This window comes from Zoogloea oleivorans (assembly GCF_008107625.1).
GTDB lineage: Bacteria > Pseudomonadota > Gammaproteobacteria > Burkholderiales > Rhodocyclaceae > Zoogloea > Zoogloea oleivorans.
Genome location: NZ_SDKK01000030.1, coordinates 21408 through 41522 on the forward strand (window position 1 = coordinate 21408; position 20115 = coordinate 41522).

19 protein-coding genes and 1 pseudogene are annotated in these 20115 nt (G+C 54.4%); 8 read left to right on the forward strand and 12 right to left on the reverse strand.

Annotated features, from left to right (window positions below):
* Nucleotides 1-54 precede the first annotated feature (54 nt).
* Nucleotides 55-237, reverse strand: a pseudogene (locus ETQ85_RS27510) (helix-turn-helix domain-containing protein); the annotation flags it as partial.
* Complete coding sequence (locus ETQ85_RS22280) at nucleotides 234-977, reverse strand: NAD(P)-dependent oxidoreductase (protein ID WP_148581257.1); 744 nt, start codon at nucleotides 975-977, stop codon at nucleotides 234-236. The pseudogene ETQ85_RS27510 and the gene ETQ85_RS22280, both read right to left, overlap by 4 nt.
* Between ETQ85_RS22280 and ETQ85_RS22285 the strand changes: the two genes are divergently transcribed.
* Nucleotides 963-2321: an IS1182 family transposase gene (locus ETQ85_RS22285; protein WP_148581258.1), complete on the forward strand. Its 1359-nt coding sequence runs from the start codon at nucleotides 963-965 to the stop codon at nucleotides 2319-2321. The two genes, ETQ85_RS22280 and ETQ85_RS22285, sit on opposite strands and share 15 nt — an antisense overlap.
* 67 nt (nucleotides 2322-2388) lie before the next feature.
* Here the strand turns inward: ETQ85_RS22285 and ETQ85_RS22290 are convergent, their stop codons facing one another.
* Genes ETQ85_RS22290 through phnC form a run of 4 tightly spaced genes read right to left on the reverse strand, consistent with a single transcriptional unit; the run spans nucleotide 2389 to nucleotide 5275 of the window.
* Nucleotides 2389-2772, reverse strand: coding sequence for a Rossmann-fold NAD(P)-binding domain-containing protein (locus tag ETQ85_RS22290; RefSeq protein ID WP_148581259.1), 384 nt, complete (start codon nucleotides 2770-2772; stop codon nucleotides 2389-2391).
* Nucleotides 2773-2783: 11 nt separating this feature from the next.
* Nucleotides 2784-3590, reverse strand: a complete 807-nt coding sequence (gene phnE, locus ETQ85_RS22295; RefSeq protein WP_148581260.1) for a phosphonate ABC transporter, permease protein PhnE — start codon at nucleotides 3588-3590, stop codon at nucleotides 2784-2786.
* Between the two features lie 2 nt (nucleotides 3591-3592).
* On the reverse strand, nucleotides 3593-4447 hold the full coding sequence (gene phnD, locus ETQ85_RS22300) for a phosphate/phosphite/phosphonate ABC transporter substrate-binding protein (RefSeq protein WP_148581261.1): 855 nt from the start codon (nucleotides 4445-4447) through the stop codon (nucleotides 3593-3595).
* Nucleotides 4448-4450: 3 nt separating this feature from the next.
* On the reverse strand, nucleotides 4451-5275 hold the full coding sequence (gene phnC / locus ETQ85_RS22305) for a phosphonate ABC transporter ATP-binding protein (protein ID WP_246128865.1): 825 nt from the start codon (nucleotides 5273-5275) through the stop codon (nucleotides 4451-4453).
* A 547-nt stretch (nucleotides 5276-5822) separates the two neighbouring features.
* On the opposite strand from phnC, the gene ETQ85_RS22310 reads away from it, so the two are divergent.
* The 6 genes from ETQ85_RS22310 (at nucleotide 5823) to ETQ85_RS22335 (ending at nucleotide 11044) form a co-directional block, all read left to right on the forward strand.
* Nucleotides 5823-6914 (forward strand): ATP-binding protein, encoded by a 1092-nt coding sequence (locus ETQ85_RS22310; RefSeq protein WP_148581263.1) that lies wholly within the window; start codon nucleotides 5823-5825, stop codon nucleotides 6912-6914.
* Between the two features lie 105 nt (nucleotides 6915-7019).
* Nucleotides 7020-7484 (forward strand): hypothetical protein, encoded by a 465-nt coding sequence (locus tag ETQ85_RS22315; RefSeq protein WP_222862261.1) that lies wholly within the window; start codon nucleotides 7020-7022, stop codon nucleotides 7482-7484.
* Between the two features lie 109 nt (nucleotides 7485-7593).
* Nucleotides 7594-8328: a multiubiquitin domain-containing protein gene (locus tag ETQ85_RS22320; RefSeq protein WP_148581265.1), complete on the forward strand. Its 735-nt coding sequence runs from the start codon at nucleotides 7594-7596 to the stop codon at nucleotides 8326-8328.
* The gene (locus ETQ85_RS22325; RefSeq protein WP_187394813.1) at nucleotides 8303-9595 is read left to right on the forward strand and encodes a ThiF family adenylyltransferase; all 1293 of its coding nucleotides are present in this window, start codon (nucleotides 8303-8305) and stop codon (nucleotides 9593-9595) included. Before ETQ85_RS22320 ends, ETQ85_RS22325 begins: the two co-directional genes overlap by 26 nt.
* Nucleotides 9592-10089 carry a ubiquitination-like system serine protease family protein gene (locus ETQ85_RS27515; RefSeq protein WP_148581267.1) on the forward strand — a complete coding sequence of 166 codons (498 nt, stop codon included), beginning with the start codon at nucleotides 9592-9594 and terminating at the stop codon, nucleotides 10087-10089. The genes ETQ85_RS22325 and ETQ85_RS27515 overlap by 4 nt, the downstream gene beginning before the upstream one ends.
* A 415-nt stretch (nucleotides 10090-10504) precedes the next feature.
* Nucleotides 10505-11044 carry a hypothetical protein gene (locus tag ETQ85_RS22335; RefSeq protein ID WP_148581268.1) on the forward strand — a complete coding sequence of 180 codons (540 nt, stop codon included), beginning with the start codon at nucleotides 10505-10507 and terminating at the stop codon, nucleotides 11042-11044.
* 116 nt (nucleotides 11045-11160) lie between these two features.
* On the opposite strand, the gene ETQ85_RS22340 is transcribed toward ETQ85_RS22335, so the two are convergent.
* The 4 genes from ETQ85_RS22340 to ETQ85_RS27520 all read right to left on the reverse strand — a co-directional run bounded on the left by ETQ85_RS22340 (nucleotide 11161) and on the right by ETQ85_RS27520 (nucleotide 16794).
* Nucleotides 11161-12525: a TniQ family protein gene (locus ETQ85_RS22340; protein WP_148581269.1), complete on the reverse strand. Its 1365-nt coding sequence runs from the start codon at nucleotides 12523-12525 to the stop codon at nucleotides 11161-11163.
* Complete coding sequence (locus ETQ85_RS22345; RefSeq protein ID WP_148581270.1) at nucleotides 12515-13690, reverse strand: TniB family NTP-binding protein; 1176 nt, start codon at nucleotides 13688-13690, stop codon at nucleotides 12515-12517. The genes ETQ85_RS22340 and ETQ85_RS22345 overlap by 11 nt, the downstream gene beginning before the upstream one ends.
* A 2-nt stretch (nucleotides 13691-13692) precedes the next feature.
* Complete coding sequence (locus tag ETQ85_RS22350; RefSeq protein WP_148581271.1) at nucleotides 13693-16374, reverse strand: Mu transposase C-terminal domain-containing protein; 2682 nt, start codon at nucleotides 16372-16374, stop codon at nucleotides 13693-13695.
* 237 nt (nucleotides 16375-16611) lie between these two features.
* Nucleotides 16612-16794 carry a DNA-binding protein gene (locus tag ETQ85_RS27520; RefSeq protein ID WP_222862262.1) on the reverse strand — a complete coding sequence of 61 codons (183 nt, stop codon included), beginning with the start codon at nucleotides 16792-16794 and terminating at the stop codon, nucleotides 16612-16614.
* Between the two features lie 197 nt (nucleotides 16795-16991).
* On the opposite strand from ETQ85_RS27520, the gene ETQ85_RS22360 reads away from it, so the two are divergent.
* On the forward strand, nucleotides 16992-17867 hold the full coding sequence (locus ETQ85_RS22360) for a hypothetical protein (protein ID WP_148581272.1): 876 nt from the start codon (nucleotides 16992-16994) through the stop codon (nucleotides 17865-17867).
* A gap of 213 nt (nucleotides 17868-18080) precedes the next feature.
* Here ETQ85_RS22360 and ETQ85_RS22365 read toward each other — a convergent pair whose 3' ends face one another.
* Nucleotides 18081-18332, reverse strand: coding sequence for an arsenate reductase/protein-tyrosine-phosphatase family protein (locus ETQ85_RS22365; protein WP_148581273.1), 252 nt, complete (start codon nucleotides 18330-18332; stop codon nucleotides 18081-18083).
* Nucleotide 18333: 1 nt separating this feature from the next.
* Nucleotides 18334-20106 (reverse strand): arsenical pump-driving ATPase, encoded by a 1773-nt coding sequence (gene arsA, locus ETQ85_RS22370; RefSeq protein WP_148581274.1) that lies wholly within the window; start codon nucleotides 20104-20106, stop codon nucleotides 18334-18336.
* Nucleotides 20107-20115 lie beyond the last annotated feature (9 nt).

Here is a 20115-nt window from a genome sequence, read left to right on the forward strand (position 1 = left end):
GGTGGCGAGCCTATGGAGATTTCGCGCATGACTTTCGAACTTCCGCCCCTCCACCGTCAGTCGACAGCCCTTGGGGTCCCGCTCAACAAGACGGGCGCCCAGAAGGTTCTCCAGCTTTTGTAATTGCTGTGAGATGGCCCCCTGGGAAATCCCCAGTTCTCGGGCCGCTGCACGAAAGCTTTCCAGTCGGGCGATAGCGAGAAAACTCGCAACCTGGTCGAGGTTGAGTGTGTTCAGGCTGCGACCTTTGTGACAGGGCGATTGAGTGCACCTTGCGGTTCTTGTCCAGCCAGCACCTGCAGGATGTTGGTCGTTGCCTCCATTTCAATCGCCAATCGAACCGAGTCCACGGCAGAGCCGATATGAGGTGTGAACAGCGTTCGCTCAGAATCCGCCAGCAGACGCGCGGATATATTCGTCGGTCGATCCGACCGGGCCCACTCTTCGAGTTCGAAGACATCCGCGGCATAACCGGCGAGCTTGCCGGCGGCAAGCGCATCAGCCACCGCCTCCTCATCGACGACGGAGCCACGACAGGCGTTGACGAGGAACGCCCCTGCTTTCATGGTTGTGATCGCATCGGCATCGATCAGGTGAAGCGTATCCTCGCTGATCGGAAGCATCGGAACGACATAGTCGCTTTCCGCCAGCAATTGATCCACTGCGACGCGGCGCAGGCCAAGGCGAGCCTCTATCTCGGGGGGCAAAGGTCGGGGGTCGGCATACAACAGCTTTAGTTCATAGCCTTGCAAACGGGCGACGATGGCCTGTCCCACAGCACCCATGCCGATGATGCCTAAGGTTCGGCCTGTCAGGCCGGCGCCGTAAAGCACAGGTCGCCATCCGTCGAAGGAACCGCTGCGGACCAGTTTATCGCCCTGAAGAATCTTCCTAGCAGCCTGTCGGACTAACGCAGCGCGAATGGGATAATGCGCACTTGCCCACCGAACTGATCCTGAGAAATGAGCCGCTTCCATCCTGTAGACCGCCAGACCGGTTATCTGCTCCCGCCCTCGGTCGATGAATGGCTGCCGGAAGACCACCTTGCCCGGTTTATTGTTGAGGTGATTGATGGACTCGACGTCAGTGCCCTGGAGAAAGCCTACGCGGGTCGTGGCAGCGCGGCGTATCACCCCTCGGTATTATTGGCATTGCTGGTGTATGGCTACGCCAACGGCGTCTTCTCAAGCCGAAAGATAGAGCGGGCGACCTACGACTCGGTGGCGTTTCGCTTCATTGCGGCTGGCACCCACCCTGACCACGACACCCTGGCGAGCTTTCGTCGGCGCTTTCTCGACGAGTTGGCTGGCCTGTTCGTGCAAGTACTGGAGATGGCGCGGGAAATGAAGCTCCTGAAGCTGGGCACGATCAGTCTGGACGGTACCAAGATCAAGGCGAACGCCTCGCGCCACAGCGCTTTGTCACACGGGCATATCGAGCAACTGGAAATCCAGCTCAAGGCAGAAGTTGAGTCCTTGCTGGCGACGGCCGAACAGGCCGACCAATCCGCCGTGCCGGATGGCATGAATCTGCCGGAGGAAATTGCTCGACGCCAGGCCCGACTGGGGGCTATGGCAGCCGCCAAGGCCAAGATCGAAGAACGTGCGAAAGCCCGCTTTGAGAAAGAGCAAGCCGAGTACGAAGGCAAGTTGGCGCGTCGAGAAGCCAAGGCTAAGGAAAGCGGCAAGAAACCCGGTGGCAAGCCGCCGAAACCGCCGGTTGCCGGGCCGAAGGCGCAAGACCAGCTCAATTTGACGGATGAACAATCGCGCATCATGCCGGTTGCCGGCGGCGGCTTTGAGCAAGCGTATAACGCGCAGGCAGCGGTTGATACGGGCACGATGCTGGTTGTCTCACTAAACGTGACGCAAGCCTGCAATGACAAGGAACAGGTGGTGCCGATGCTTGAGCAACTGGCAGCGCTGCCGGCCTCACTGGGTCGGCCGCAGGCACTGGTGGCGGATACGGGTTTTTACAGCGCCAAGAATGTCAGTGCCTGCGAAGAGAGCAGTATTGAGCCGTTCATTGCGGTGAAGCGGGATGAGCATCATCCGGCGCCGACGGAACGCTTTACCGAGCCGGCTGCCTTGCCAGCTGATGCCACGCCCGCCCAGGCCATGGCGCACAAGCTGAAAACGAAGGCGGGCCGAGCCCTCTACGCGTTGCGCAAGCAAACCGTCGAGCCCGTGTTCGGCATCATCAAGTCCGTGCTGGGCTTTCGTCAGTTCTCCCTGCGCGGCCTGAAGAAAGTCACCGGTGAATGGACACTGGTTTGCCTCGCCTGGAATTTGAAGCGCATGGCCGTATTGCGTCCGCAGTAGCAAAAACAAGGGAAAATCGTGCGTCTTACGACAAAAATCAGCGAAATTCGGCCTTTCAGGCCCCATTTTATCGACCTGGCCGGTTCAAGACCGACAGGCTGCTAGTAAGTCCGATCAACATGCCGATCGTCAGTTCCGCTGTCGGAATGGTCAGCAGATCGGGTACGTTGGTGATCCATATACCTCGCTGGGTACAGGCATTTACATCGTAGTTGTCATAGCCTTTCAAGGCGCAGCCGACGACTTGTAGGCGGGGACAGGCAGCCAGGAACTCATCGTCCACGCTGTCGGTCATGAAGGTCATGATGGCCTCCGCATCCTTGGCGCGACTCAGGATTTCCTCCCGGGAGAGGCGCTCGCGCGTCGTATTGGGTACTACATCGCAATGTTCGGCCAGCCGGTTGATGACTTCCGGATGCACCCAACTGGTAAGGACGACTTTAGGTTTCATGTTTCCTCTATTCATTTGAAGCGTTTTCTGAGCGTGCTGCTTAAGGTATCAACCAACGTAACCATAAGCAGGATGACGAGCAGGATGGCCGAGACCTCCTGATACTGCATGATGCGCAGGGAACCCATGAGCTCGAAGCCAATGCCGCCTGCACCCACCATGCCCATAACCGTTGAGGCACGGAAGTTGTATTCCCAGCGATAGATCGAGATGTCCGCCATTTGCGGCAGCACTTGCGGGACAACACCGTGAAGGAGAACCTGGATAGGCGTGGCGCCAGCGGCGCGCGCTGCCTCAATGGGAGCTTCGTCGGCATGCTCGATGGCTTCGGCAAAGAACTTGCCGATCATGCCCACAGAGTGCAAGCCCAAAGCCAGCACGCCAGGCAGCGCGCCAAAGCCGACCGCGGCAACGAAAATGATGCCCAGGATCATTTCGGGAATCGAGCGCAGCGCATTCAGGGTGGCTCGGGCTACCTGATAGATCACCGCATGCGGCGTGGTGTTGCGGGCCGCGAGGAAGGCCAGGGGAATAGATAGCACGACCGCCAGGGCGGTACCGGCCACGCTCATGGCCAGCGTATCGATCAGCGGTTTGAGCCAACTGCGGGCGTTCTGAAAGTCCGGCGGGAACATTTCACTGAGTAAAAGGAGGATGGCAGGGCCTCCGTCAGCTAGGCGCTCCCCGTCGAACAGTCCGACATAGTGGATGCATAGGCCGATGACAAGAAGAATCGTCACCAGTCGCAGCGCGCCGCTGTTCCAGGCGCGCTGCTGTTGATCAATGATCACATTGTGATCGAGGCTACGAGTATTCATGCTTACTGGAACTTGGCGAGATCAATCTTGAGGAGGGGCCCCAGGTTGCGGACGACGTCGTAATGCTTGTCGGTAATCACGTCAAAACCTTCCGCCTTAAAGGGCTTGAGAACAGCAGGATCCTTAAGATTGAGGAAGGCGGCGCGAATCTTCTCCTTCAATTCAGGATTCAAGTTGGAGCGCATCGTCCAGGGGTACTGGGGAAAGGGCTTGGAATATTCGAGAACCGACACCTTGGCCGGATCGATGATTTTGCGCTCGACCAAGGACTCGAAGATCGGGCGGCTCAAGCCACCGGCCTGGGCATGTCCGTTCTGGACCGCCATGGCTACGGCGTCATGCGAGCCGACGAAATGTTCCAGATAGTCCCGGCCGGCATCCAGCGATTTTTCAGCAAGGACGGATTTCGGAATAAGGTGGCTCGACGTCGATGCCTTGTCGCCGAATGCCATGTTCCTGCCTTTGATGTCCTCGATGCGCGTAATCCCGGCGCTTGTATTGGCGATGATCACCGACTGGTAGGTCGTGCTGCCCTTGGCCTTGAGGGCCACAAAGGGTTCGATCTCGCTTTTCTGGCGAGCCAGTACGTAGGAGAGCGGGCCGAAGTAGGCCAGATCGATGCGCCCGAAGCGCATGGCTTCGATCATTGACGAATAGTCGGTCGTGACGATCAGTTCGACCTTCTTGCCAAGGGTGGTTTCCAGGTAATCCTTCAGGGGCTGGTTGTTCTTGATGACGGTGCCCGCATTTTCGTCCGGCAGCAGGGCTACCTTGAGCGTTTGCGGATCCGGATTGGGCGCGGCATAAGCACCAATGGCGATGGAGAGTGCGCCAAGCAGGGCGAGCAGCTTTTTCATGGGTTAGTCCTCAATGATGGCTAGTTCAAGCGATGGATTGTTTAACGGGAGGGTCTTTTCGCTGGGTGGCTTAGGCACAGACGGCGTCTGGTCGTAAATCATGTCAAGCACACCGTTTGTCAGCGCATCGGGGGCTCCATCGAAGACGACGCGGCCTTGGGCCAGGCCGATCACCCGGTCGGCGTATTCCATGGCGAATTCGACCTGGTGCAGACTGACCACGGTAGTTATGCCGTCTTCGCGGCAAATCTGTTTAAGTTGGGAAAGAACCCGGCGCGAACTCGCGGGATCGAGGCTCGCAATCGGTTCGTCGGCCAGCATCAGGCGGGGTTGTTGTGCCAGGGCCCGGGCTATGCCTACTCGTTGCTGTTGCCCGCCGCTCAGTTGGTCTACCCGGTCCAGTGCCTTGTGCAGTAGACCGACCCGGCTCAGGCATTCCAGCGCTATCTGGCGCTCGGCGCGTGGCAGCGGAAAGAGGCTGCGCCAGGTTGAGTGATAGCCGATGCGCCCGAGCAACACGTTGGCCAGGGCCGTATGGCGCTCGATGAGTTGGTGTTGCTGGAAAACCATGCCGGTCTGGCGACGATGGGTCTGCAAGGCCGCGCTGTCCTCAATCGCCCCGATGCCATCCACATTGATCTGACCGGTGCTTGGCTTGTTGAGCAGATTGAGACAGCGCAGGAGGGTGGATTTGCCAGCACCGGAAGCACCCAGCAGTACAGTAAACTCACCGCGACCGAAACGTAGCGAGGTCGGCTGGAGGGCCACCAGATCGTCACGGTAACGGACGGATATGTCGTTCAGATGAATCATGGGCACCCCTTCCATACCGCCGTTGTTGATTCGAGTTTCGAATCAACAACGGCATGTAATAAAGCAAATAAAATCGGAAGGGCGACATTAATCGCCGACGGTTACTGTCGTGTTACTGCTTTGTGAAGAATCGGCTACGCGGACCAAGCGTCAGGTTCCATGTCTGACTCCTTCCTTTTTCAATCGGAGCCTGATTGTTATCCTGCGCTGTGTATGGCGGCTTTCGGTTTAGTGCTGTGAGCGTACTTTCGGCCACAACCGGACTGCCATCAACTCTCGACAATTGTCATTCAGGCGACAGCTCCGCTCCGAAACAGGACGGACTACCTACGCGAACTCATCGGCCATTGCAGCCGTTTAGCCTCTCCTTTGTGAACGGCAGTAGAAGTGCTCAAAGCTGACTGTGCCGTATCTACAAGATCAGGGACGATTTATCGCTCTCGTTTAAATCAATGTAAAATGCATGAAATTTACCGTCAAGTCTCTTTTCAAGGCACTAAAAGCATTTGAATGCTAGTGTCTGGGGGTCTCAAGGCGGAGACTCATCAAGCTAATGCGTCAAATGCGCGAAAAGATAAAAGCCATTCTAGAACGGCAGCCTGGTCTGAAAGCCAAGGCTATAGCCGATCAGCTTCGACTAGATAAAACCGAAGTGAACCAGGTCCTGTACGCCAACAAAAATCTCTTTGTCCGAGACGAAGCGTTCGCATGGTCACTAAGCGAGTTACGCGTAAACCTCGGCAGCCTGCGCTGGCTTAATGCCGATTTGTTCGAGGACGCTTTACTGGTATCGGGCTCGCCACTGGATTCAACAGCATGCTGTGTGACATTTGTGATTGGCGAGGGCTGCAAGCCGTTGCTTGAAGCCCTTGCACGACTGCTTGCCATATGTAATCAACTGGTAAGCAGCGGGAAGTCGGTCTCGCTGGATTTCTCTGCATCCAAGTCGACCCTGAGCTACTTGAACCGTATCGGCTTCATCGACCTTCTGCATGAGCACGTTCAGATCCTACCCAAAAGACCCAAGCGCTCGACAGCCGCTACCTACGAAGGTAACAACGATGGGGTGGTGGAGCTACGCAGGATTGACCATATAGATCCCGACAACGATATTCCAACTCTTTTAAGAAGAAGCTTTGTGTCGTGCGTAGGCGATAGTTATGACGTAGCAGCCCATACTGTACTGTCCGAACTATATGGCAACGTCACAGAGCACTCAGAAGCTCAAACGGCTGGCTTTGCAGGCCTGCAATACTATGCAAAGGGAATTCCTCCGCACATACAGACGGTCATTTCTGACAATGGACGAGGAATTGTTGGAACGTTAATGCCTGTTGTGGCGCAGCGCTACCCTAGCGTAGCGCGAAAAATTTCCGCCTCCAAGGAGCCACAGGTCGAGCTTCTTAAAGAGGTTTTCTCAACTGGCGGCATCAGTCAAGTCGATGAATCAGGTAGGGGGCTAGGACTGAAGCGATCCGGACAGTTTGCAACAAAATACAACGCGATCATTTCTGTCCGGCAGGAGACCTTTGCGCTAACAGCCAAGTACAAGGGCAGCAAGCTAGACTTCACTCACCGTACGAACTTGGCTCGCATAGCGGGGACACACATCTGCTTCGACTTCGTCCTTGACCAATCAGCGCCGCCCGCTTAAATTAACGAAATGAACCGGAAATCCAAAGTCATAGTCTTACGAGATCTTACGAGAACCCCTCACCCATTCGGCAACATTGAGGGCAAAGAGGTTTTCCGAAAACTCTTGGATCTTGTCGACCAAAACCCTGGCACAGTGGTGTTCGGCATCTCGCTCAACGGAATTGAAGCGACTGATGCCTCGTTCCCTCGTGAGAGTGTTATCTCTGTAGCAAAGCAACTCAGAGGGGAAAAGGGCTTCTATCTCGCTGATTTGGTCAATCGGGACCTGATCGACAACTGGAGCTATGCTGCGCGTGCCAAAGAGCAGCCCTTGGTGATCTGGGATAAAGAGGCTTTCGAGATCATCGGCCCCGAATTAAACGCCTCCACTCGAGAGCTCGTCGAATACGTGCTGTCGAAGAAGTCCGTGTTGGCGTCCCAAGCAGCCGGCGATCTTGGCTTATCCGTGCCCAATGCTAGTACCCGTCTGAAGAATCTTGTGCAGCAAGGCTTCATACTCCGAACAGAAGACATAGCAGACACCGGCGGTATCGAGTACCACTACACTGCCATCAGAGAATCTGCTTAAACCCATTGCTTTAACCAGAAACATCCTCTACACTGAACTCAGTCCGTCGGGCGCCTCACTCCAAGTGGCGTTAAACAGGATAATTTAATCAGACTAAAGGAGTTTCAAAATGAGCAGCAATCAGCAACTGCATGATGAAGCCGTCGCTCGAGGACACGACTCGCGAGAGTCGGGCGCCTACCGCATCAGCTTCGGCCTGGAAGGGCTAACTTTTCGCGATATCGACATGCTGGATCCGGTGCCCACAGGTCGGCAAATCCTTGCCGGCGCGGGTCTAGACCACCGCGAGGACTACATTCTGTACGCCTACCTGAATACTGGCGACTTTGAGGATGTTCGCCTCGACGAGGTCTTTGATCTGCGCAGCAAAGGCGCTGAGAGCTTCATCGCGTTCAAATCCGACCGGGATTTCAAGTTTTCGCTGAACGATCGTCAGTTGGCGTGGGGCCATTCCGAAATGCTTGGCAGTGTCCTGTACGGCCTTGCCAACACTTCACCAGAAGAAGCTGTGTTTCTTGAGGTCAGGGGCGGAAAGGACCAACTGATCGAGCCGGACGAACGCGTGAACCTCGATGCGCCGGGCATCGAGCGATTCATCACCGCACCAAAGCCGCACCCGGTCCAGTACGAGATCTTCGTCAACGGCAAGCCGCGCAAGTACCACGACGAGCAGATTAGCTACGAGGATGTCGTTCGCTTGGCGTTCCCCGAGGGGCCCTTCGACATCCTGTACACGGTGGCCTTCGCCAACCTCCACGGCCACGATGGCACGCTCGCCCCGGGGCAGTCCACTGTCGTCCACAATGGGATGGAATTCCGTGTCCGCAAGACCAATCGCTCCTGATTCAGGACTCGCCGCCCTTCTGGAGCAGGGCTATGAGGTCGAAGTGCGCCAGCAGCATTTGCTGGTGCACTCCGTCCCCTACGTCGCCGCAAATGGCACGGTCGAGCGCGCGTCGGTTGTCTGCAAGTACGTGGAGGATGCCGGCACCATCCTGCCTCCCACGGCTGCCGGTGACGACCACCAGGTTTGGTGGACAGGCTCATTTCCGTGCCGCAGCGACGGTACGCTGATGGTGGCGGAACTCGTTGCCAACGCGCAGCCGTCGCCGTTCACGGTGTTCGAAGGTTGCAACTCTCAACATCGCTTTTCGAACAAGCCGGAGGAGTACAACCAGACCGGTTATCCGGACCATTTTGAGAAGGTCACGCACTATGTGACCCTCATTCAGAGCCAGGCCAAGGTACTCGACGCGAACGTTGACGCGCGCACGCGCCGCGTCATCCCCCCCTCGGAACCGGACTCGGTTTTCCGATACGCAGACACGGCCAGCGTGCGCGCCGAAATCGTGGCCACATCGGCCAGGCTCAAGCTGCGTAAGGTCGCAATCGTGGGTCTCGGTGGTACCGGCAGTTACGTTTTCGACCAAGTAACGAAGACTCCAGTGTGGGAGATTCATCCGTTCGACGGGGATGACTTCAAGCAGCACAACGCCTTTCGCGCACCGGGTGCTGCGACAACGGAAGAGTTGCGTCGGCACATGAAGAAGGTTGACTACTTCATCGAGCGCTACAGTCCAATGCGAACAGGCTTAGTGCCCCATCCGTACTTCCTGGATGAGGCAAACGTGTCCGAGCTTGCGGGCTTCGACTTCGTCTTCGTGTGCGTCGACAAGGGGCTGGCGCGCAAGACCATCTGCGGCTACCTGACCGCGCAAGGCATCCCTTTTGTTGACGTTGGCATGGACGTTGCGATGGACGCCGAGACGCAGCAGCTTGACGGAACCTGCCGAGTCACGACCATTACGCCATTCAAGAACGACCACATCGCCGGCTCCATCCCGATGGACAACGACGAGTCGGACGCGCTCTACCGCCAGAACATCCAAGTGGCGGATCTGAACGCGCTGAACGCCCAGCTTGCGGTAATCAAATGGAAGCAGCTGTTCGGCTTCTACGAGGATCGTGCGAGGTCGCACCAGGCCACATATACGGTTGCGACACAGTCGCTGACTCGTGGCGAACTCGCAGCTCGCAGCCTTGGCCCCGAGCCTACCGTTCGTGGTGATACCGCGGTATCAGCGATCGAATGCGCGGGAGCGACTGGATGAGACAGACGCACCTAAAGCCACAGTTCGTTGAGTTCATCCCTGACCAGTTAGACGACGGCGTGCTGTACATCAGCGAGCGGTTTCGGACCTGCTCCCACAAGTGTTGTTGTGGATGTGGAGACGAGGTTGTCCTGCCCCTATCCCCGGCAGAGTGGCAGTTGAGTCGCGACGGCGACTTTGTCTCACTTTGGCCATCGGTGGGCAACTGGGACTACCCGTGTAGATCTCACTACGTGATTCGCCGAAATCAGGTGCGCTGGGCCGCTTCGATGACAGAGCATCAGATTAGGCGAGTCAAGCAACGAGACGAGGTCGCCCTGCGGTTGCAGATCAATGCCAACAACACTACGCGCGCCACCGGCGCCGTCGGAACATCGGCGCCATCCATCTCTGCCGACGCATCAGGAGCGCCATCAGGCATATCGTTATCGAACACACCTAGCCTGAGCATCTGGAAGTGGATACGAAGCCTTTGGGGCTCTGGAAGCGGCTGATGGATTCGCGGCGGGCCCAGCATCATTCGTCGTCGGTACCGCGGGCGTGAGGTCCGCTGGCCGATTCCGTCACACAGCGCCGGGGCGCTGAGGGCAGAGTCGGTTCCAGCTAATTCCGTCGTCGAGAATCGGTTGTTTAAGGAGCCACCGGGTGAGCATCACCGTCGAGTGACTGGTTGAATCCGCCCTGAGAAGCTGCCAGTCAGCCCACGAGAGCGCAGTAGCCGGTTTTGGCCGGGTGCTGTCCTTTACTCATGACAAATGCAGTCATTGAAGGCGATTAGCGGCTGACTACTTCTTGGACACGCTGTATAAGCCGTATCCCAACTATCCGAGTCAGAAAAACGCCATCCTCATTGACTGAGATCGGCTTTCAACCTGCCAGAAAATCCACCCCGTAGATAATTGCTAACAAATGGAAGAATTAAAACCTTTTGATGAGCTGCTTCAGCCTGACGAGCGTTGGCAACACTTCGTGTTTCAAAATTCTAGTACAGGGAACATAGAGCAGTCCTCGCTCAGAGCCCGCTATGACGTAATCGCATCCATCGAACTTCATTCTTTGGTTCCAGAAGACATTCAGAGCGAGTATGTCACTGCAAAAATGCTTTGCGTGTATGCATGGCTTTATTACCCATTCCATCAGTCCGCAGAACAGAAGGCCTTCTCTACGCTAGAGATGGCACTAGCGCAAAAATATCCAGCAGCGAAGAAAGATGGGCTCAAAAAATTACTCATTCGAGCCATTAGCCAGGGAGTTATTTCAGATCAAGGTTTCAGTCACATTCAGCTGAATACTGATGACCCAATGAAGTACACACGGATGCTCCCAGAGATCATTCCATCATTGCGGAACGCCATTGCTCACGGGGAACCCATCCTGCACCCAAATTCAGTATTTACTGTTCGAAACTGTGCAGAGATAATTAATCAGCTCTACGCTCAATCAACATGATTGCTCTACTTTGTCTTGGGAGCAGCACCTCTCTAGGCGGAACGGCAGGTAAGCGATTGGAGCCCGATTGAGCTCCGCTGGCCAACGACCGATATGGCCGAGCAGCAGAACTATGCTTAAGTTTCAGCCTTTTTTTGATACTCCGCCAATACGGTTTGTGTCGCGTGGCGAATCACAGGGTCTGCAAACGTAAGTCCATTTTTCTCCAGTTCAGCCCACATTTTCCTCCGGCTGATTGGTTTAAGTTCGGTAAGCATCTCTTGAACGATCTCCTTCGCTTTCGCAATCCTTGCCTCGCGTTTTGCGGTAACCCGGCTCGCAGAGGCACGTTTGTGCTTGTCCGATATTGCTCGGGTGAGTTCAGGAAAGTTATAGTTTAGAAATCTTCTATTGACTCCCAATAGTTCTGCAACTGATCTTTGAGTAGGTGCCGCATCACTATCAAGGCAGGCAATGAGGAAATTTTTGATCCCCGCCATTTCAGCCTCGCTACGTTTGACTTTCTTGCATCTATGAACCAGCGGGTAGTCCTCGATCTGATCCGCAATATCTTTAGGGATGTCTCTACTCAGAAACTCCAGTGGCGAGGACTTTAGCCGAAAGCATAGCTCTAGAAACAGGTCGATCCTCGGCTTACTCTGCATGTCTGCCCAGCAGCAGATAACGTTTTTATTGAATCCTAGGCGCATCTCGAAGCGCTTCATATTGCCGTTGTTTACGGCGTTACAGTAGCTTTCCAGACGATTGGCGAAATGCTGCTGGGTTGCTTTCGAAGAAATGGTTGGGCCGGCAGCGATCATTTCTTCAAGTGCCATAGTTTTGAATTTATCGTGAAGGGAAATATGCGGTACTTTATCCATCGTATCCTTGGAGGATGAAGTGCCTAGCCATCCACCGCAATGTGTGCAGTAGCCTAATGAAGCGTGTTGAGCGATAAAAAGTTGCTGTTTTTCGCAACGTGGACACCTTTGTTCAAGGGGGGCATGATGAGTTGTGCAAATGGTTGCGGAGCGAAGGAACCATATGAGCGGGTAGTAAATCCCTTCCTTTGACTTTTCAAAGGTGTCCAGACATTGGGGGCAAAAAGCGACATGGTCTCGCAGCAAGGCTGAACCTTTCGGGTCAAGGATGTCTTTCCAAGCAGTGAAGGTGAGGTTAAGCAGGTTTTTTTGAAGCGTTAGCCGTTCAAGAGCATGGCTGAATATAGCCGCGTAACTGGTGTATGAATTGATTGTCTTGGAATTGGTGTTGTTGAAGCTGGTGGCAGATGTGTCAAGGCGAATGCCTGTTATCGGAATAAGTACATCCCTTACCAGGTGAGCTGGTTTGACCACATGTTTGCCGGCAAGGCGGGTCAAATAGGAGATCAATGCTTCGCATTTTGTTGTTCCAACACCGATAGGATTTAGCGATACCAATTTTGAGCGTGCAGGTATCACTATCGATGGCACCGCAAAGTCGTCCAGAAGTTCAAGCTGCATAGGGAATTCCTCCAACTCGGTCTCTACTTGGGCCTCGTTTGCCTGGCCGATTTGATCCCTTGCGTGATTTCTGGCTCTTGGTTGAATTGCTGTCCCCGGTGGGGAAGTTGTCAGTTATTACAGTCAATGAAGGCGTGACGGATAGTCCAAGTTCTAACGTCAGTACGTCATCCTTGATGTCTTCAAGTTGCTTTTCACCCAGTTTGGCTTCTTCCAGCATGAGCTTTAACAGCTTGTTGGGAATCCGTGAGCCTTGAAGAATTTCTCGAGTAAGCACTTGCTCATCACTCATGAGCGCCCTCCACTGAGCGCGGTTGAACCACTTCTTCAGCAGGCCAATGTTCCCAAGGGAAAACTGATAGAAATAGTCGAGGTGATTGATGAGGCCATCTTCTTTGTCGATCGGCATTGCCTCGAGAAGGGTGTGAACGCTGTTTCGGAAGGAAATGCAATGAGGATTGGATGGGTCGAGCAGTTCCGAAACGAGGTATCTCGAAAAATGAGTTACCTCTGTTCGGCGAGTTAGTTGCCCGTTTAGCTGAAGGATTCCTAGCAGCGAGTAGTCTCCCGCCAAAATGATCGGGATTTTTAGCTCTTGTGCGACACTTTTGATCAGTTCGAACTGTACCCGGGGGGGGAGTGAGCTCTTGGTAATGAGCAAATGACCTGCTTCGTCCAGCAAAAGGAATTTTGTTTTTCTCGACGCAAAGGCATTGCGCACTGCTCTGCGGAGTTCCTCGCGGACAAGTGATCGTATGTTGAGAATAGTTTCTTCATCTAACATGGCCTCCGGGCGAAGAATTACTTTCTTCCGGATCAGGACATCGTTAAATTTCTCCAATAACCGGGAGAAGAAGTCTTTCCAGTTGAAGTTTCCATCTTGCGGGGCTGTTACCTGAGAGTAGATGACCGGGATGAACCCTGGGTCTTCCTCCATTTCCTTTGCGTAATGTGTGAGGATTTCAGCTTCGATTCGTTTCAGCAACGTTGATTTTCCGCAGCCGGATGGGCCTACCAGAATGTGTAACTCTTCAACGTTCTCGGGCTCTTGCTCAACGATCCACATCAGGCTGGTGTAGGCATCTGAGAGTTTCAGATGGGATATCCGTTTCTTTGCATATATGCGGATAGCTGCGATCGCCGCAGCCTTTTTTTCGTTATCCATGTTTAGAAATCCTCCAGCAGTTCCGCCGGTATATCCGGTGTGATGGAAATTGAAGTCACAGGGCGTTCAGGAAATTCCAATGTTTCTTGTTTCGTGCTTCCCTTCAGGTTGGTGGCTGCACGAACAGTTGCGCTTTCGTGATCCTGTAGCCGTTGCATATGAAGTACTTCCTCGGCTTCTGCGCTTTGCAGGAATGACGCGAGTGTCTTGGCATTGATTGGGATGGTTGTTCCGGTGAACTTCGCCTTCAGGCGAAGGTGATTCGTTGCGATCCGGATTTGCTTCTCGGTGTATTGCTGGAAAATCGCGTAATACTCTGAGAAGCATTTCTGCCAGCAACCTTGGATAAAGGCATAGGCAATAGCGTAGTTGTCGGGGTCGTATCTGACATCAACGCGCGAACGTAATACCCCCGGGGCATCCATGGCAGTACAGTGATACCAGAGGTAGTTGATCTTTACCCCTTGTGGCCCAACCTTTGCATCGCCTTTGTTGGTGCTTGGGCATGTCTCAATGATGAACTCTTCGTTGTAGACATAGAGTGCATGCTGGCGAGAGCCAAAGGTTTTCATCCCATTGATGAAGGCCGAGGCTGGGCTTTCCCCTAGTGTTGTGTGAACGTTGCCGTGGTAAATGTCATTGAAGTAGCTGTTCAGTCGGAGTGCCAGTCGTTCATAAGTCCAAATTGCTTTCAACGTGGGATCCACATCGGCGCCAACGGAGCGCGGGTTCATGTCGTTCGTCGCGCCAGCGAGATTAGAGATGAACTGCTCAAACGTGGTGCCGAATAGCCTCTCTATGACGGCCCCGAACTTGGCTTTTGACTTGGGGCGCGATTTTTTGTGGCTCTTTAGCAGCCCAAGTAGCTTTTCAAAATATGTTGAATTGAATTCGGATGCATTGTCGACGACAGTAACGTGTGGGATTCGACCATGCCGTCTCACGCACTCGCGTATCACCATCATGCAGCTACGATACGAGGGAGGATCGAAACTGAGATAAAAGGCTAGTACATACCTACTGTAGGCATCTATCAGTAGAGTGAGCCACACCGTTTCAAGGAGATATTTCCCGGATTTGTCCTTAACCTTGATCGGAAGCGGACTGTGATCAATGTGCCCGATATGAAATGGCCGATTGCCGTGTCGAGGGGTGGTGTATTCAAGTACGAGATAAGGTGGCTCATCGGTATATGCTGCTTTTTCACCAACGCGCTTCTTTGTCTGCGCATGAGACTCGTGCTGTTTGATGATTTTTTGAAACGTCTTGAGGCTTACAGGAGTAACCCCCTCGGCCTCACAATCATTGGCATACATCCCATGGCACAGAACGGCTGATCGCTGTGCGTCATTCTCCCAGTAGTCCTCGTATGCTTTGATCGCCAAGTCATATGCTCGCGGGTCACATTTTTGTGAGTGATTTCCCTGCGTGCCGTTCAGATTGTGGATCAGTCCGATATACCCGTTGCCGAACTTCTGTTCTGCGGCCCTGTAATTTGCAAGCCAGTATGCTTTGGCCCGATTAGAACGACTGATAAAAGGGTTTTTCTTGTCTGGTGTACCAAATAAAATTTGGAAGCAGTAGTTGGCGATTTTTAGACGGGACGTAGGGGTGGTTCTAAGGATTTCAGCCACCAAGGTAGCGCGTTCGTCTTCGTCATCATTTCCTGGTACCAATTTTCCAGTACGGGCGAGTTCCGTTAGTTGGTCTTCATTGAGTTCAACGATGATGGGGGAGCTCTCATCAGTCATGGGCATGGCGCTGATGCCATGATCGCCAATATTTACCACTCGCCAGGGCCGGCCATCCCAGCTAAACGTTCGGCCCGGTATGGCCTTAAATCCGGTAATTCCAGGGGTTCTTAAACCCACGCTGGTTCTGGCAACTACTTGATACGCTTGGGCGTTGATCGCATTTGCGAAGAGAAGGGCCTTATCGGGGTCAGAAATTCGGTTTTTCAGGAAATCAAAGTAGATTTTCTTTGTGACGATGAGTCCGTAAAGGCTGTCGGAATCCACTGCATCTTCGCCTTCAAGGAGTTCGCTCACTGTTAGCCAATTGCTTTTTGCGAGACGCTTTTCAAGCTTGCTTTGCGCATCCGGTGCGATACGCAAATTTTTTGGATCGACAATTAGGTAGTCGGCGAAAAACTCGTAGTTCTCAAGTGCGATCCAGTTGTTCTCACTGCTGGAGCGAACAATGAATCGGCAGCCCAGCTTTTCAGCGGCGGCTTCCCCGGGGGGGCTGCGCCATCTACCTTGTCCATCCAGTTGGTAACGATTGGGTTGTGCCTCAGCAAGCTTGAGGAGTTCTTCCTCTGTTTTGCACTCAACGAAGGCAAAGTAATCCCTACAAACCTGAAAAATGTCAGGGGTTATGTCTGGGTGAACAAGTTTCCCATTTGCGTTGATGTAACTGATTCGAAGCTTGCAAGGTTGCGGGTAAAACTCAAGAACTTGGTCATTGTTGTCATAGTCCTCAAAGGTCGCGTACTCGGTGTTGAACGCTTCCGCTTCAAGTACAAAGCCCATCTTTCGCGAGCAAAATCGGCAGGGAGTGTTCTTGATGCCGGTGTTAACCGACCGGGTAGGTGCGTTCGCACGTATCCATCGAATGCGCGCGCGCGCTTCCGGTTTAATCCCGAGTCGATCGAAATGTTCCTCAAGCAAATTGTCATCCAACATCTCTGGTATTTCCCTCTCAAGCGCCAAGTTCAACGAACATTTGGCGCAGTGAACAAATTTGAACAAAGAGGGAATTGACGGGCCGCGTGGCGACTCGTAGACTTGATCCGTGTAAAGAGAAGTCTTGGTACCCCCAAGTCAAGAAGCGCCATGGCCTGCCAGCCTTGGCGCTTTTTTTCTATTCCTTCATTGTTGTTTCCTTAGGTCGGTTGAAATTGGCTGTTTCAAGATTGCTGGCTAAGTCTTTTTCAGCCCGAGTGCCACCGCGATTAAGTGGGATTGCCCGCGCAAACACTTCCGTTTTCCTTGGGTCACTTGATAAACGAGGCCTGGGCTGAAGCCATGGTCGTGCGCCCAGCGGACGATGGTGATTCCGTTGTCGCGAAACCACTCGCGTACTTGATTTGCGTTCAGCACCATGTTTTTGGACCCCGTGATGCCGGTCGCAAATGCCTTGCTCCTGTCCCTGATCCTAGGCCAAGGCAGCTATCCGAATCCCGTATTTCGTTTGCGCAACAGGCCACGCCAAAAACCTCATGCAACTCGAACAACCTATGTTTTAGCGGTTGCACAGGTATCATTCAACGCCATTGCAATACGTTATTTCATGACACCTGATGGTCAAAACTCGAACGACTCTTGATAAATCAATAAAAAAGAGGCGGCCTGGTGGGGGTAACAAGCCCAAGGACCAGCTGGACCGATTTATTCCGAAGCTCTGGTACTGGATCGTGAAATCCCGATGCGACTGGAGCGATTCGGACCTAAATATTGCGTTTATCCCAGACAAGGACGGCAATCCTCGTGATCGCACGAATCGAACGCGAACATTCGAAGGAATCAGAAAACGCGGTGTAGCTCCGTCCTCGGCAAAGAAGAAGCATCACTCGCGTGACTTTGATCTTGTGGAGAGCGTCGATGCACACCCATTTTTCCGAGGTACTGCCCGGGTAATGAGTAGCCCTTTCTGGCGATTGCTCAAGGAAGCGCCTGGAGATACAAGCGCATCTATTAGGCTCGTTGATGAGTGCCTTGCCCATTTCGCACTCGAGCGTGTTTCGGCATGGGAGGCGCTGATATTGCTTGTCGGGTGCGAAAGAACTGACCCTGTCGAAAAGCGCCATGGACTCAAAGAGGGCGATGTAAGTGCGTTTGAAGTTCTTATGCAAAGGGCCACTTCAACGTTGCTGATCGACCTTGATCTTCTGTGCTTATTTGGCGCTATGTATCGCGAGGCCTGCCTCAGCTTTCTTCCTGCTGAAGCCGAGTTACTCGGTCACTATTTTGAAATCACTCTGCAGCAATTTTGCGATCAGAAATTTCCTCCGGAAATACTGGATTGGCTCGCCGATATAGCTCGAAATCGGGTGCTCTATGGGAAGCGTGATTACTTCCCGCCAACAGGTGGCGTCGATGTGGTTTCCGAAATATGGAAAGGAAAGTCGTTAGTCATCCGGCCTTGTGCACGTGGTACAACAGTTGAGACGCCGTAAAGTCATTCCAGACAACGCATACGCCTAACTTGAAGGGAGTGGTTCGGAAAGGCCCGTCTCACATTGCGACAAACTGCAACGAAATACCGTTGGTTTTGACAAACTGCAATTTATTGATAAAGTGGTCCGCAAATAGCCAAGACAAAAGCGCAGGATTACACTGAAAACTGCAAGGAATTGATTCCGAATCGATGCAAAACAATGCTTCCTGTCTCAGAAATCAAGATGCGGGGAGTCCGGTGTGGCGAACTCGTCCCAACTCTTGCTGCGCAGCCCTTCGGTGCTCATGTGGTTACGCTGCAGGAGCTCGATGGCCAGAGGATTGACCTGGCCAGCCGGGTGGCTGCCAGCGCTAAAAGCCCGAAAACGCCCCTTGCCGATCTCATTAAGGATGGACTCGCCCAGGATGCTGCGGGCTGAGTTTCCGGTGCACAGGAAAAGTACGTTGTAGATCTTGTCGGACATATCAAACTCCCTGAGTAGTTTGGCCTTGATTGGCCAGTTCGAGCAGGCGTTCAACGCCAATGGGTTCTTCTTTGAGCATCGGTACGACGGCGTAGCGAATCGCATGACGGCTGGCAACGGCCTCGATCTCGATCAGTTCGTTGCAGGCGCGCCGACGTAGCAGCGGTGAATGAGGGCGTGCGGCTGCCACACTGTTATTGATGACCCATGCCCAAGGCGCGATGCCTGCCCGGCGCAGATCTGCCTGGAGATTGGCGGCTTCGAGGACCGGCGTGGTTTCTGCCAGGGTCGTGATCAGTACCTTGGTCTGCTTCGGGTCCTGCAGTTGCATCATCGGCGTCGTGAAGTGCATACCCTTGTTCCCCATCTGCCGGGCAATCTCCCGGTGATAGGCGCCGGTTGCATCGAGCAACAGCAAGGTGTGGCCAGTCGGTGCGGTATCCATGACCACGAATTTCTTGCCGGCCTCGCGGATGATTCGGGAGAAGGCCTGGAAGACAGCAATCTCCTCGGTGCAAGGCGAACGCAGATCCTCTTCCAGCAGCGCGCGACCCTGCGCATCAAGTTGGGCGCCCTTGGTCTTGAGCACCTGCTCCCGATAACGCTCGGTCTCGGCATGCGGATCGATACGGCTGACGGTCAGATTCTCCAGCGAACCATCGAGGGTTTCCGAAAGATGGGCCGCGGGATCGGAGGTCGTGAGATGCACCGGCAGGCCGCGATGCGCGAGTTCGACGGCAATCGCAGCAGCAATCGTCGTCTTGCCGACTCCGCCTTTACCCATCAGCATCACCAGCCCGTGACCATCCGCAGCAATGCCATCGACCAGCGTGGCGAGGCTCGGCGCATCCAGGTAGGGAGCGGCGGAGTCTTGCGCGGCATCGGCTGCGACGTCCGTAAACAGGCTGCGCAGCGCATCCAACCCCACAAGGTTGAAAGGCTTCAGCGCCAGGATGTCGCAGGGCAAGGAAGCCAGCACGGGCGGAATCGCCGCAAGTGCAACTTGCTCACGGTCGAAAATCGCTTTTGCCAGCGCGTCCTGCGCCGCCTCTTCAGCAGGCAGCACCCCGTTGATAACGAGGTACTGACGCGTCAACCCAATCGCCGCAAGCTCCTCATGGGTACGTGCAACTTCGCGTAGCGTGGCCTGCTGTGCACGGGCAACCAGAACGAGCCGGGTCCGCTGCGGGTCCGCCAGGGCATCAACGGCCGCCTTGTACTGGCTGCGTTGTTTCTCAAGGCCTGCAAGCGGTCCGAGGCAGGACGCATCACCTTTGCCTTCTTCAAGAAAGCCACTCCACGCCCCGGGGAGTTGCAGCAATCGGATCGTGTGTCCGGTCGGTGCGGTATCGAAGATGATGTGCTCGTAGTCGGCAGTCAGGCTCGAATCCACCAGAAGCGCCGTGAACTCATCGAAGGCTGCAATTTCGGTCGTGCAGGCACCGGAAAGTTGCTCCTCGATGCCACGCACCACGTCGTCCGGCAACAATCCGCGCACCGGACCGACAATCCGGTCCCGGTAGGCCTGAGCGGCTGCCTGCGGATCGATTTCCAGCGCAGCAAGGTTCGGCACCGCAGGAATTGGCGTAACCCGATTGCCAATCTCGATCCCGAAAACCTGGCCTACATTGGAAGCCGGGTCGGTACTCACCAGCAACACGCGGCGCCCCTGCGCGGCGAGTTCAATTGCCGTTGCGCAGGCAATCGACGTTTTACCGACACCACCCTTGCCGGTAAAAAACAGAAAGTGCGGCGGCTGTTCGAGGAATTTCATGGTCGTCTC